General features: G+C 61.3%; 11 protein-coding genes. 10 read left to right on the top strand and 1 reads right to left on the bottom strand.

All coding sequences use genetic code 11. The annotated features are described in order from the left end of the window. Positions 1–111: 111 nt before the first annotated feature. The 9 genes from glpD (at position 112) to LOKVESSMR4R_RS03745 (ending at position 10,497) form a co-directional block, all read left to right on the top strand. Positions 112–1,710 (top strand): glycerol-3-phosphate dehydrogenase, encoded by a 1,599-nt coding sequence (gene glpD, locus LOKVESSMR4R_RS03785; protein WP_087206376.1) that lies wholly within the window; start codon positions 112–114, stop codon positions 1,708–1,710. 27 nt (positions 1,711–1,737) lie between these two features. Beyond that, positions 1,738–2,823, top strand: coding sequence for an ABC transporter ATP-binding protein (locus tag LOKVESSMR4R_RS03780; RefSeq protein ID WP_087206375.1), 1,086 nt, complete (start codon positions 1,738–1,740; stop codon positions 2,821–2,823). Between the two features lie 9 nt (positions 2,824–2,832). Next, on the top strand, positions 2,833–3,939 hold the full coding sequence (locus tag LOKVESSMR4R_RS03775; RefSeq protein WP_087206374.1) for an ABC transporter ATP-binding protein: 1,107 nt from the start codon (positions 2,833–2,835) through the stop codon (positions 3,937–3,939). Further along, positions 3,939–4,811 carry a carbohydrate ABC transporter permease gene (locus LOKVESSMR4R_RS03770; RefSeq protein ID WP_087206373.1) on the top strand — a complete coding sequence of 291 codons (873 nt, stop codon included), beginning with the start codon at positions 3,939–3,941 and terminating at the stop codon, positions 4,809–4,811. Before LOKVESSMR4R_RS03775 ends, LOKVESSMR4R_RS03770 begins: the two co-directional genes overlap by 1 nt. A 25-nt stretch (positions 4,812–4,836) precedes the next feature. Next, positions 4,837–5,667, top strand: a complete 831-nt coding sequence (locus LOKVESSMR4R_RS03765; protein WP_420645906.1) for a carbohydrate ABC transporter permease — start codon at positions 4,837–4,839, stop codon at positions 5,665–5,667. A 15-nt stretch (positions 5,668–5,682) separates the two neighbouring features. Then, positions 5,683–5,961: a DUF2160 domain-containing protein gene (locus LOKVESSMR4R_RS03760; protein ID WP_087206371.1), complete on the top strand. Its 279-nt coding sequence runs from the start codon at positions 5,683–5,685 to the stop codon at positions 5,959–5,961. Positions 5,962–6,066: 105 nt separating this feature from the next. Then, the gene (locus tag LOKVESSMR4R_RS03755) at positions 6,067–7,782 is read left to right on the top strand and encodes an ABC transporter substrate-binding protein (protein WP_087206370.1); all 1,716 of its coding nucleotides are present in this window, start codon (positions 6,067–6,069) and stop codon (positions 7,780–7,782) included. 109 nt (positions 7,783–7,891) lie between these two features. Continuing rightward, positions 7,892–9,379: a glycerol kinase GlpK gene (gene glpK / locus LOKVESSMR4R_RS03750; RefSeq protein WP_087206369.1), complete on the top strand. Its 1,488-nt coding sequence runs from the start codon at positions 7,892–7,894 to the stop codon at positions 9,377–9,379. Beyond that, positions 9,379–10,497, top strand: a complete 1,119-nt coding sequence (locus tag LOKVESSMR4R_RS03745) for an iron-containing alcohol dehydrogenase (protein WP_087206368.1) — start codon at positions 9,379–9,381, stop codon at positions 10,495–10,497. Before glpK ends, LOKVESSMR4R_RS03745 begins: the two co-directional genes overlap by 1 nt. Positions 10,498–10,541: 44 nt before the next feature. Here LOKVESSMR4R_RS03745 and uraH read toward each other — a convergent pair whose 3' ends face one another. Next, positions 10,542–10,886 (bottom strand): hydroxyisourate hydrolase, encoded by a 345-nt coding sequence (gene uraH / locus LOKVESSMR4R_RS03740; protein WP_087206367.1) that lies wholly within the window; start codon positions 10,884–10,886, stop codon positions 10,542–10,544. Between the two features lie 167 nt (positions 10,887–11,053). Here uraH and LOKVESSMR4R_RS03735 point away from each other — a divergent pair, with 167 nt between their 5' ends. Continuing rightward, positions 11,054–12,445, top strand: a complete 1,392-nt coding sequence (locus LOKVESSMR4R_RS03735) for a cytochrome ubiquinol oxidase subunit I (RefSeq protein WP_087206366.1) — start codon at positions 11,054–11,056, stop codon at positions 12,443–12,445. Positions 12,446–12,450 lie beyond the last annotated feature (5 nt).

The raw sequence follows: 12,450 nt of genomic DNA, 5'->3' as shown, positions 1-12,450 counted from the left end.
TTTCGAAAAGCGAACAAATAATGCGGTTAAAACGAAAGAACTTGCACATGGCGTTTTGGCGCGTCTACTTTTGCCGTGGTCGGTGAGGCGACCCGCGCTGGAGGAGGGCGAATGGCACAATCTGCAGATACCATGACCGACATCCACGATCTGTTGGTGATCGGCGGCGGCATCAACGGTTGCGGCATTGCGCGTGACGCGGCGGGGCGCGGTCTGTCTGTCGTGCTGGCGGAAAAGGGCGATCTGGCGGGGGCCACATCCTCGGCCTCGACCAAGCTGTTTCATGGCGGATTGCGCTATCTGGAATATTTCGAATTCCGGCTGGTGCGCGAGGCACTGATCGAACGCGAAACCTTGCTGCGCGCCATGCCGCATATTTCATGGCCGATGCGGTTCGTGCTGCCCTATCACAAGGATATGCGCTTCGACAGCGACACGCCGACATCGCGTCTGCTGGGCGTTGTCATGCCGTGGATGAAAGGGCGCAGGCCCGCCTGGCTGATCCGGCTGGGCCTGTTTCTTTATGACAATCTGGGCGGGCGGGATATCCTGCCCGGCACCACGACGCTGCGCCTGACGGACACACCCGAAGGGCGCCCGCTAGAGGATCGTTTCACCAAGGCATACGAATATTCCGATGCCTGGGTCGAGGATTCGCGGCTTGTCGTGCTGAACGCCCGCGACGCGGCAGCCCGCGGTGCGCAGATCATGACCCGCGCCGAGGTAGTGTCCGCCCAGGTCATCGACGGGCTGTGGCATGTCACCGTCAGAACCGCGCAGGGCGAACAGATCATCGCGGCGCGGATGCTGGTCAATGCCTCTGGCCCCTGGGCGGGCGAGGTGATCCACGGCGCGCTGCGGCTGAACAGCCGCGAAACCGTGCGGCTGGTACGCGGCAGCCATATCGTGACGCGCAAGTTATATGATCACGACAAATGCTATTTCTTTCAGGGCACCGACGGGCGGATCATCTTTGCGATCCCCTATGAACAGGATTTCACCCTGATCGGCACGACCGATGCCGAACATGACGATCCGTCGCGCGCGCCTGTGTGCACCGATGCCGAACGCGATTATCTGTGCGATTTCGCCAGCCAGTATTTCCAGCGCCCGGTGACAAAGGATGATATCGTCTGGACCTATTCCGGTGTCCGCCCGCTTTATGATGACGGGGCAAGCTCGGCCACCGCCGCGACCCGCGATTACACGCTCAAGGTCGATACATCGGCGGGTGCGCCGGTGTTGAATATCTTTGGCGGCAAGATCACCACCTATCGGCGGCTGGCGGAATCCGCGCTGGACAAGATCGGGGCGGTGCTGCCTTTGGCGCGGGGCAAATGGACCGCGGGTGTGCCTTTGCCGGGGGGCGATTTTCCGCATGACGGGGTCGCGGCGCTGGTCTCGGAACTGCGCCGCAGCTATCCGTTCCTGACCGATAGCTGGGCGCTGCGGTTGGTGCGCGCCTATGGCACCGAAGCCCGCGACATCCTGGGCGAGGCCAGCGAGGCCGCCGATCTGGGTCGCGATTTCGGCGCGACCCTGACCGAGGCAGAGCTGCGCTGGCTGCTGACGCAGGAATATGCCCATAGCGCCGAGGATGTGCTGTGGCGCCGCTCGAAATTGGGGCTGCGGTTCGATCAGGATCAGGTTGCCGATCTGCAAGAATGGATCGCCAGCCATGCAAGGGAAATGATGCGCGCCGCAGAATAACGCAGGCGCATGCGAGGAGGAGAGAACATGTCGCTAGTCTTGGACGGCGTCAGCAAGGTGGTCGAGGGGCAGAGCCATATCTACCCCACCGATCTGACGCTGGAACGTGGCACCATGAATGTGCTGCTGGGGCCGACATTGTCGGGCAAGACCACGCTGATGCGTCTGATGGCGGGGCTTGATGTGCCCGCGACAGGGCGCGTCATCTGGGAAGGCCGCGATGTGACCGGCATGCGCGTGCAGGACCGCAAAGTGGCGATGGTCTATCAGCAATTCATCAATTACCCCTCGATGACCGTCTATGACAACATCGCCTCGCCCTTGAAACTGATGGGGCTGAACCGGGCCGAGATCGACCGCAAGGTCCGCGAGGCTGCCGATCTGATGCAGCTTGCCCCGATGCTGGACCGCAAGCCGCTGGAATTATCGGGCGGCCAGCAACAGCGCTGTGCTTTGGCGCGTGCGCTGGTCAAGGGCGCGGGGCTGGTCTTGCTGGATGAACCGCTGGCCAATCTCGATTACAAACTGCGCGAGGAATTGCGCGCCGAAATCCCCCGCATCTTCGAGGAATCCGGCGCGATCTTTGTCTATGCCACCACCGAACCCGAAGAAGCGCTTTTGCTGGGTGGCAATGTCGCGACCATGTGGCAGGGCAAGATCACGCAATTCGGCCTGACGCCGGCTGTCTATCGCCAGCCACGCGATGCCACGACCGCGCGGGTCTTTTCCGACCCGCCGATGAATTTCACAACTTTCGTCAAATCGGGCGATCAGATCAATTTCGGCCATGCTCCGGCCAAGGCGCAGGGGGCTTTGGCGCAATTGGCCGATGGCACCTATACGGCCGGGTTCCGCCCCGACCATCTGCATCTGACAGCGCAGGGGCCGGGTGATCTGCAATTTGATTGCACCTTGCGGGTGACCGAGATCACCGGATCGGAAACCTTTGTTCATCTTGATCATACAGGCGACCGCTGGGTCGGGTTGATCCACGGCGTGCATCATCTGGACTTCGGCACGCCGATCAGCGTCTGGCTGGATGCGGCGCATGTCTATGTCTTTGGCGAAAACGGCGATCTGGTCGCCCCCGCATCCTATGCGGCAGCGGCGTAAGGGGGCGATATGGTACAGATCACGCTTGATAATCTCGCACATTCCTATCTACCCAATCCGCAGGGCGAGGATGATTTCGCGCTCAAACAGCTGGACCATGTCTGGAAAGACGGCGAGGCTTATGCCCTATTGGGCGCGTCGGGCTGCGGAAAATCCACGCTGCTGAACATCATTTCGGGCCTGCTGGTGCCCTCGCGTGGGCGCATCCTGTTTGGCGACCGCGACGTAACGCATCACGATACCGTGGCGCGCAATATCGCGCAGGTGTTCCAGTTCCCCGTGGTCTACGACACGATGTCTGTCGGCGACAATCTGGCCTTTCCCTTGCGCAATCGCGGGATGGACCCTGCCGCCATTGCCGCACAGGTGCAAAAGATCGCCGCCATGATCGGGATGGAAGACCAGCTGAAACACAAGGCGCGCGGCCTGACGGCGGATGCCAAGCAAAAGATCAGCCTTGGCCGCGGCATGGTGCGCGAGGATGTGAATGCGATCCTGTTCGACGAACCGCTGACCGTGATCGACCCCCATATGAAATGGGAATTGCGCACGCAGTTGAAGGCGCTGCACAATGAATTCGGCCATACAATGATCTATGTCACCCATGACCAGACCGAGGCGTTGACCTTTGCCGATAAGGTGGTGGTGATGCATGACGGTCGCGTCGTCCAGCTGGGCACGCCCGAGGATCTGTTCGACAGGCCCGAACATACTTTTGTCGGCTATTTCATCGGATCGCCCGGCATGAACCTGATCGACGCAGAGATTGCAGGCAATACGGCCCATTGCGGCGGTCACGCCATCCCCCTGGCCGGCCATTACCGCGCCACACAGGGCCGCGTCCAGATCGGTATCCGCCCCGAATTCGTCACGCTGACGACAGGCGATCACGGCCTGCCCGTCACCATCAAGCGGATCGAGGATGTCGGCCGCCACCAGATCCTGCGCGCCGAATTCGCAGGCAAGCCGGTCAATGCGATCCTGCCCGAAGGCTTTGCTGTGCCCGCCGGTGCCAACCGGCTGCATTTCGCGCCCGAGCGGATCAACGTCTATGCCGATGATTGGCGTGTCGCGCCCTTGCAGGCGGTCGCAACCCCCGAACGAAAGGCCGTCTGATGGACAAGGTTCAAAACAACAAGGCGTGGTTTCTGGTCCTGCCGGTGCTGGTGCTGGTCGCCTTTTCCGCCGTCATCCCCTTGATGACCGTGGTCAATTATTCGGTGCAGGACACATTCGGCAATAATGTCTTTTTCTGGGAAGGTCTGGGCTGGTTCGAACAGGTCCTGACCGACAGCCGCGTGCATAGCGCGCTTGGGCGGCAACTGGCCTTTTCGGGGATCATCCTTGCGATCCAGATCCCGCTTGGCATCGCGATTGCGGTCTGCATGCCGAAAAAAGGGTTCTGGGCCTCGGTCTGTCTGGTGCTGATGGCCCTGCCCCTGCTGATCCCGTGGAACGTGGTCGGCACGATCTGGCAGATCATGGGGCGCGGCGATATCGGGTTGGTGGGTTACGGCCTGTCGGCGCTGGGGATCGACTGGAACTATGCGCGCGATCCGCTGCATGCCTGGATCACCGTGGTGGTGATGGATGTCTGGCATTGGACATCATTGGTGGCGCTGCTGGCCTATGCCGGTCTGCAATCCATCCCGCAGGCCTATTATCAGGCGGCCAAGATCGATCAGGCCAGCCGCTGGTCGGTGTTCCGCTACATCGAATTGCCCAAGATGCAGGGGGTGCTGCTGATCGCGATCCTGCTGCGTTTCATGGATAGTTTCATGATCTATACCGAACCTTTCGTCGTGACCGGCGGCGGGCCCGGCTCGGCCACCAGTTTCCTGTCGATCGACCTTGTGAAAATGGCGCTGGGGCAGTTCGACCTTGGACCTGCGGCGGCTTTCAGCCTGATGTATTTCCTGGTGATCCTGCTGGTCTCTTGGGTCTTCTACACTGTCATGACCAACCTTGATAAAGCGGAGGGCCGGTAGAATGGCTGCCACATCAGAGACCTATATGGCCACCGCCCGCCGGTCCGCCTTGCCCAAGCTGCGCGCCCGGCATGTCGTGATGGTCGCCTATCTTTTGTTCATGCTGGTGCCGATCTATTGGCTGACCAAGATGAGCCTGCAGACCAACCGTGAAATTCTGGGCGGCTTCACGCTGTGGCCGCAGAACCCGACGCTGGATAACTACCGCGTGATCCTGACCGATCCGTCCTGGTATATGGGCTATGTCAATTCGATCACCTATGTGGTGATGAACACGGTGCTGTCGCTGGCCGTGGCTTTGCCTGCCGCCTATGCGTTCAGCCGCTACAGGTTTCTGGGCGACAAACACCTGTTCTTTTGGCTTTTGACCAACCGCATGGCCCCGCCCGCCGTCTTTGCGCTGCCGTTTTTCCAGCTGTATTCCTCGGTCGGCCTGTTCGACACACATATCGCGGTGGCGCTGGCGCATACGCTGTTCAACGTGCCGCTGGCGGTGTGGATCCTCGAAGGTTTCATGCGCGGCGTGCCCAAGGAAATCGACGAGACCGCCTATATCGACGGCTATTCCTTTCCACGCTTTTTCATCAAGATCTTCATGCCGCTGATCGCCAGCGGCATCGGGGTCGCGGCGTTTTTCTGCTTTATGTTTTCATGGGTGGAACTGCTGTTGTCACGCACGCTGACGGCGGTGGACGCGCAGCCTATCGCCTCGATCATGACGCGCACGGTATCGGCATCTGGTCTGGATTGGGGCGTGCTCTGTGCGGCCGGTGTGCTGACCATCGTGCCGGGGGCTTTGGTGATTTACTTTGTGCGCAACTACATCGCCAAGGGCTTTGCCCTGGGCCGCGTATAAGAGGGAGGAGACGCAATGTCACTTGCATGGATGGCCTGGACCGGCCCGACCGCGATCTTCTTTGGTGTGATCGCTTGCCTGCTGCTTTTGTTCACGTTTCTGGGGATCAGATACCCCGAAACACCACGGCGCGGCATTCTGACAATCGAGACAACGCGCGGGGACCGTTTGTTCATCACGCTTCTCGGATCGGCCTTTATCAACGCAGGCTGGCTGGCGATGGCCGGGCTGCCGCAATATTGGGCTTTGGGAATTTGCGCGCTTTATGCCGTAGCGGTGTTTCGCTGGGTATAGGGCCGCAAGTAGAGGCATGACCGGCCCGAAGGGATGAGGCCCGACGATATAGGGCCGGTCATGCAAGACTGAAACGTAGGTTCAATCCATGGGAGGATTTATACTATGAACCGCTTATTTAAAACATCCACAGCGCTGGCTTTGGCGCTGAGCGTGACCGGAGGTGTGCCGGCATTCGCCGATATGGACGCCGCCCGCGCTTTCCTTGACGCACATATCGGCGATATGTCGGCCCTGAGCCGCGCCGAACAAGAGGCCGAACTGCAATGGTTCATCGACGCCGCCGCGCCGTTCCGTGGCATGACGATCAATGTCGTTTCCGAAACGATCACCACGCATGAATGGGAAGCCAATGTGCTGGCCCCTGCGTTCAGCGAGATCACCGGCATCAACTTTACCCATACCCTGATCGGCGAAGGCGATGTGGTCGAACGTTTGCAGACCCAGATGCAGACCGGCGAGAATGTCTTTGATCTCTATATCAACGACGCCGATCTGATCGGCACGCATTGGCGTTACCAGCAGGCACGCAACCTGACCGATTGGATGGAAGGTGACGGCGCCTCCGTGACCAACCCCGGCCTTGATCTGGACGATTTCATCGGTTTGGCCTCGGCCACGGGTCCGGATGGCAAGCTTTACCAATTGCCAGTCCAGCAATTCGCCAATCTTTACTGGTTCCGCCATGATTGGTTCACCGATCCCGCCATCATGGCCGCATTCGAGGCCGAATATGGCTATCCTCTGGGCGTGCCGGTGAATTGGTCGGCCTATGAAGATATCGCCGCCTTCTTTACCGGCCGCGAGATCGACGGGCAGACCGTTTATGGCCATATGGATTACGGCCGTCGTGACCCGTCCTTGGGCTGGCGTTTCACCGATGCCTGGCTGTCGATGGCTGGTGCCTCTGATCTTGGCCTGCCCAATGGTGTGCCGGTCGATGAATGGGGTCTGCGGGTCAACGAGAACTTTCAGACGGTCGGATCCTGCATGGAACGCGGTGGTGCCACCAACAGCCCCGCCGCTGTCTATTCAATCGAGAAATATGTCGATTGGCTGCAGAATTATGCCCCACCAGAAGCCAACGGCATGAATTTCTCGGAATCGGGCCCCGTGCCTGCCCAGGGCGCAATCGCGCAGCAGATCTTTTGGTACACCGCCTTTACCGCTGATATGGTCGCCCCTGATCTGCCGGTGATGAACGATGACGGCACGCCGAAATGGCGCATGGCCCCCAGCCCGCATGGCACCTATTGGCAGGATGGCATGAAGGTTGGCTATCAGGATGTCGGCTCTGCCACCATTCTGGAATCGACCCCCGTGGACCGCGCACAGGCCGCCTGGCTTTATGCGCAATTCATCGCCTCCAAGACGGTGGATGTGGCCAAATCGCATTACGGTCTGACCTTCATCCGCGACTCCACCATCAACCACGACAGTTTCACGGATCGTGCGCCTGCCTTGGGCGGTCTGGTGGAATTCTATCGCTCGCCCGAGCGTGAATTGTGGACTGATACAGGGTTCAACGTGCCCGACTATCCACGTCTGGCGCAATTGTGGTGGCAGAATATCGGCAACGCCTCGTCCGGTGCGGCAACTGCTCAGGAAGCCATGGACGCGCTTTGCGCCGAACAAGAAGCGGTGATGGAACGCCTGCAGCGTGCCGGTGTTCAGGGTGAATTCGGCCCCTTGCTGAACGAGCCGCAGGACGCATCCTATTGGTTGGCACAGCCCGGCGCCCCATGGCCCAAGCTGGACGACGAAAAGGGCGCGCCACAGACCATCGCCTATGAAGAGCTGATCCGCCGCTGGACGGAATAAGCCCCATTCGGGGGTGACCTCCAGGCCCCCGATCCCGTGGCGAAGCGGCCCTCTGGCTGCTTCGCCACATTCATGACAAGCTGCCAAGACAAGCATGGGACCGACGACAATGGGATATATTCTGGCACTCGATCAGGGCACCACATCCAGCCGGGGGATCGTCTTCGGCCCCGATATGAAGATCGTCGCATCCGCGCAGGAAGAATTCCCGCAACATTACCCGGCCTCGGGCTGGGTCGAACATGATCCGTCGGACCTTTGGGCCTCGACCGCGGCAACCGCGCGGGCGGCGCTGGAAAAGGCCGGGCTGAAGGCCAAGGATATCGCCGCCATCGGCATCACCAACCAGCGCGAAACCACGCTGGTCTGGGACCGCAAGACCGGCAAACCCATTCACAATGCCATCGTCTGGCAGGACCGCCGCACCGCCGATTTCTGCGCCAAGCTGCGTGCGGACGGCCATGAAGATATGATCACCCGCCGCACCGGCCTGCTGGCGGACCCGTATTTTTCGGCCACCAAGCTGAAATATATCCTCGATAACGTGCCAGGCGCGCGCGACCGTGCCCGCAGGGGTGAACTGGCCTTCGGGACGGTGGACAGCTGGCTGATCTGGAACCTGACCGGCGGACGCAGCCATGTGACCGATGCGACCAATGCCGCGCGCACCATGCTATATGACATCCACAAAGGACGGTGGAGCCAGACAATCTGCGCTCTCTTCGACATCCCGCAAGAAATGCTGCCGGATGTCCGCGATTGCGCCGCCGATTTCGGCATGACCCGGCCCGATCTGTTCGGCCATGAAATCCCGATCCTAGGCGTCGCGGGCGACCAGCAGGCAGCCACCATCGGGCAGGCCTGTTTCCAGCCCGGCATGGTCAAATCGACCTATGGCACCGGCTGTTTCGTGGTGCTGAATACCGGCGATACGGCTGTCGCCTCGACCAATAAACTGCTGACCACCATCGCCTATCAACTGGATGGCAAGCCGACCTATGCGCTCGAAGGGTCGATCTTTATCGCCGGCGCCGTGGTGCAATGGCTGCGCGACGGGATCAAGGTGATCCGCGCCGCCCCTGAAACCCAAGGGCTGGCCGAAACCGCCGATCCGGGCCAGGACCTGATCCTTGTGCCCGCCTTCGTGGGCCTCGGCGCGCCTTATTGGGCGCCCGAGGCGCGGGGCGCGATCTTTGGCATGACCCGCAATTCAGGGCCTGCGGAATTTGCCCGCGCAGCACTGGAATCGGTGGGCTACCAGACCCGCGATCTGCTCGAGGCGATGCAGGCCGACTGGACCCGTGACGCGGCCCAGCCATCCTTGCGCGTCGATGGCGGCATGGCGGCGAATGATTACGCGATGCAATTTTTATCCGACATCATCGGCGCGCCGGTGGACCGGCCGCAGGTGCTGGAAACCACCGCGCTTGGCGCGGCATGGCTGGCCGGGATGCGCGCGGGCGTCTGGCCCGATATGGAAGCATTCGCCAAGGTCTGGGCCGTGGACCGCCAATTCACCGCCGCCATGGATGCCGCAGCCCGCGACAGCCGTTATGCCCGCTGGGGGCGCGCGGTCAACGCGGTGCTGGCGGTCTGATGATCGCGCCTTTCGGCTTTGCCACGGCGGGCACGATCCGCTTTGGCCGCGGCGTGCTGGCCGAAGCGCTGCCCTTTGCCGCAGCTTTTGCCCGCGTGCTGCTGGTACGATCGGCCTCGGTCGCGGCGGCGGATGGGTTGGCGCAAGACCTGCGCCAGACCTGCGCCGTGCTGGACCTGACCGTCAAGGGCGAGCCTGACCTGCCTGCGATCACGGCCCATCTGGTGACCGCGCGTCCCTTTGGCCCCGATCTGGTCATCGCCATCGGCGGCGGTGCGGTGATCGATTATGGCAAGGCGCTGGCCGCGCTGATCCCCGCCCCGCATGACGCGCTGCGCTATCTAGAGGTGGTGGGCGAGGGTCAGCCGCTGGACATGCCCCCCCTGCCCCTGATCGCGATCCCCACGACCGCAGGCACCGGCACCGAAGTCACCCGTAACGCGGTGATCGGCGTGCCAGAGGCCGGGCGCAAAGTATCCTTGCGCGATCCACGGCTTTACCCGACGCTGGCGCTGGTGGACCCGGCTCTGTGCCTGTCCTGCCCCAAGGCCGTGACGCTGGCATCGGGGCTGGATGCGATCACCCAGGTGATCGAACCTTTCACCAGCGCGCGCGCCAATCCGGTCACCGATGCCTTGTGCCGTGACGCAATCCCGCGTGGGTTAGCGGCGCTGCACCGGATCATGGATCATGGTGACGCCAGCGCATGGGATGACATGGCGCTGACCAGCGTCTGCGGCGGGCTGGCGCTGGCCAATGCAGGGCTGGGGGCGGTGCATGGTTTTGCCGGGGTGATCGGCGGGCGGACCGGTGCCGCGCATGGTGCGATCTGCGGCACTTTGCTGGTGCCGGTGCTGCAAGCCAATCTGGCCGCAGCCCCGCCCGATGCGGCACGACGGATCGGATGGGTGATCACCAAGATCGCGGATGAATTCGGCAGCCTGTCCGATTTCGACACATGGACCCGCGACCACGGCCTGCCGTACCTGACCGCACTTGGCCTGTCCGCCGACAGCCATGACGCAATCGCCCAAGAGGCGAAGGCCGCATCCTCTTACAAGGCCAATCCGGTCGATCTGGATATGGCGGCGCTGCGGGATATTCTTGCCCGCGGCTAGGCCTGTGGCCCGCAAGGCGCGGCGCGAGGCCGGTCAGCGCGCGGTCAGCTGCCCCGATAGGTCGAAAAGCCGAAAGGCGAGACAAGCAGCGGCACATGGTAATGCGAACCGGGATCATTGATGCCAAACCGGATCGGGATATCGTCAAGAAAGCGCGGATCATCGCTGCGGCCGAAATAGGCCCCCGCCTGAAACAGCAATTCATACCGCCCGACAGCGAAATCCGCAGCGGGCAAAATAGGGCTGTCGGTCCGCCCATCGGCATTGGTGATCATTGACGCAAGATGCCGCCGCGCATCCCCGTCCAGCCGATAAAGATCGACCGCCATCCCCGCCGCAGGCACGCCATTTGCGGTATCCAGCACATGGGTCGTCAGAAATCCGGTCATCTTGGCCCTCGCGTTGCCTAAAATTGCGCGTAACAGGCGGCAAGCTTGCCATTCATGTCGCCATGAAATCAAGCATTTGGCCTGTCCGCGCCTTGCTGTCGCACCCCACTGACAGGGGCGCGCTTCCTGCTATATGAGGATCACAGACAGCGTAAAGGTGAAATCAAATGATGGAAACACTGCTTTTATCCCGCATCCAGTTTGCGGCGAATATCTCTTTCCATATCCTGTTTCCAACGATCACGATCGCATTGGGCTGGGTCCTGTTGTTCTTCAAGATCCGCTATAACCAGACCGGCCAGGACCGCTGGATGGAGGCCTATCGCTTCTGGGTCAAGATTTTCGCGCTGTCTTTTGCCATGGGCGTGGTCTCGGGGATCACCATGTCGTTCCAATTCGGGACCAATTGGCCCGGCTTCATGGAAAAGGTCGGCAATATCGCAGGGCCATTGCTGGCCTATGAAATCATGACGGCCTTTTTCCTGGAGGCTGTGTTTCTGGGCATCATGCTGTTCGGCTTTCGCCGCGTGCCCAATTGGGTGCATACGGGCGCGACGTTCCTTGTGGCCTTTGGTACGCTGATGTCGACTTTCTGGATCATCGTGCTGAATTCATGGATGCATACCCCCCAAGGATTTGAGATGCGCGACGGTGTCGCCCATGCAACCGATTGGTTCGCGATCATCTTCAACCCCTCGATGCCTTATCGCTTTACCCATATGGTGCTGGCCAGTTTCCTGACCGTCAGCTTCCTGATCGCCGGTGTCAGCGCCTTCCGCTGGCTGATCGGCGGACGCACCGAAGGCGTGCGCGTCGCCTTGAAAACCGCTGTCTTCGGGGCCGCACTGCTGATGCCGGTGCAGATTTTCGTGGGCGATATGCACGGGCTGAACACAAAGGAATTCCAGCCCGCCAAGGTCGCCGCAATGGAAGGGCATTGGGAAACCGGTGGCAATGTGCCGTTGATCCTGTTCGCCCTGCCTGACCAGGAAGCGCGCGAGAACCATTTCGAGATCGGGATCCCGAACCTTGCCTCTTTCATCCTGACCCATGAATGGGACGGGGTGGTGCAGGGGCTGAACGATTTCGTGGCCGAGGATGGCACGATCCTGCATCCGCGCGTGGCACCCGTATTCTGGTCGTTCCGCGTGATGATCGGCACCGGCGTGGCGATGCTGCTGCTTAGCTGGGCTGCGTCTTTCATGATGCTGCGCCGCAAGCGCGGGGTCGAGGGCCTGCCCAAGCCCGTGCTTTATGCGCTGGTCGGCATGAGCTTTAGCGGCTGGCTGGCGACGCTTGCGGGCTGGTACACAACCGAGATCGGCCGCCAGCCCTGGCTGGTGCAAGGCGTGATGACAACCGCAGAGGCCGTGGCCGATGTGCCTGCGCCGATGGTTCTGTCCACGCTGATCGCCTATCTGGTGGTCTATGCGCTGCTTTTGTCGGCCTATATCTATGTCATCTTCTACTTGGCGCGCAAAATGTCGCGCGGCGAAGATATCGGCACCCGCATCGCACCTGCGCCTGCGGCGGCACCCAATGCCATCCCTGCGGAGTAGCGACG

Source organism: Yoonia vestfoldensis (assembly GCF_002158905.1).
In the GTDB taxonomy this organism is placed as follows: domain Bacteria; phylum Pseudomonadota; class Alphaproteobacteria; order Rhodobacterales; family Rhodobacteraceae; genus Yoonia; species Yoonia vestfoldensis_B.
The sequence above is the reverse complement of the archived record's forward strand: the minus strand, read 5'-3'. Positions and strand labels throughout refer to the sequence as shown.

Bases quoted from the DNA above. Each gene is read 5' to 3' on its own strand.
- glpD (WP_087206376.1), top strand. From the start codon at position 112: ATGGCACAATCTGCAGATACCATGACCGACATCCACGATCTGTTGGTG.
- LOKVESSMR4R_RS03780 (WP_087206375.1), top strand. From the start codon at position 1,738: ATGTCGCTAGTCTTGGACGGCGTCAGCAAGGTGGTCGAGGGGCAGAGC.
- LOKVESSMR4R_RS03775 (WP_087206374.1), top strand. From the start codon at position 2,833: ATGGTACAGATCACGCTTGATAATCTCGCACATTCCTATCTACCCAAT.
- LOKVESSMR4R_RS03770 (WP_087206373.1), top strand. From the start codon at position 3,939: ATGGACAAGGTTCAAAACAACAAGGCGTGGTTTCTGGTCCTGCCGGTG.
- LOKVESSMR4R_RS03765 (WP_420645906.1), top strand. From the start codon at position 4,837: ATGGCCACCGCCCGCCGGTCCGCCTTGCCCAAGCTGCGCGCCCGGCAT.
- LOKVESSMR4R_RS03760 (WP_087206371.1), top strand. From the start codon at position 5,683: ATGTCACTTGCATGGATGGCCTGGACCGGCCCGACCGCGATCTTCTTT.
- LOKVESSMR4R_RS03755 (WP_087206370.1), top strand. From the start codon at position 6,067: ATGAACCGCTTATTTAAAACATCCACAGCGCTGGCTTTGGCGCTGAGC.
- glpK (WP_087206369.1), top strand. From the start codon at position 7,892: ATGGGATATATTCTGGCACTCGATCAGGGCACCACATCCAGCCGGGGG.
- LOKVESSMR4R_RS03745 (WP_087206368.1), top strand. From the start codon at position 9,379: ATGATCGCGCCTTTCGGCTTTGCCACGGCGGGCACGATCCGCTTTGGC.
- uraH (WP_087206367.1), bottom strand. From the start codon at position 10,886: ATGACCGGATTTCTGACGACCCATGTGCTGGATACCGCAAATGGCGTG.
- LOKVESSMR4R_RS03735 (WP_087206366.1), top strand. From the start codon at position 11,054: ATGATGGAAACACTGCTTTTATCCCGCATCCAGTTTGCGGCGAATATC.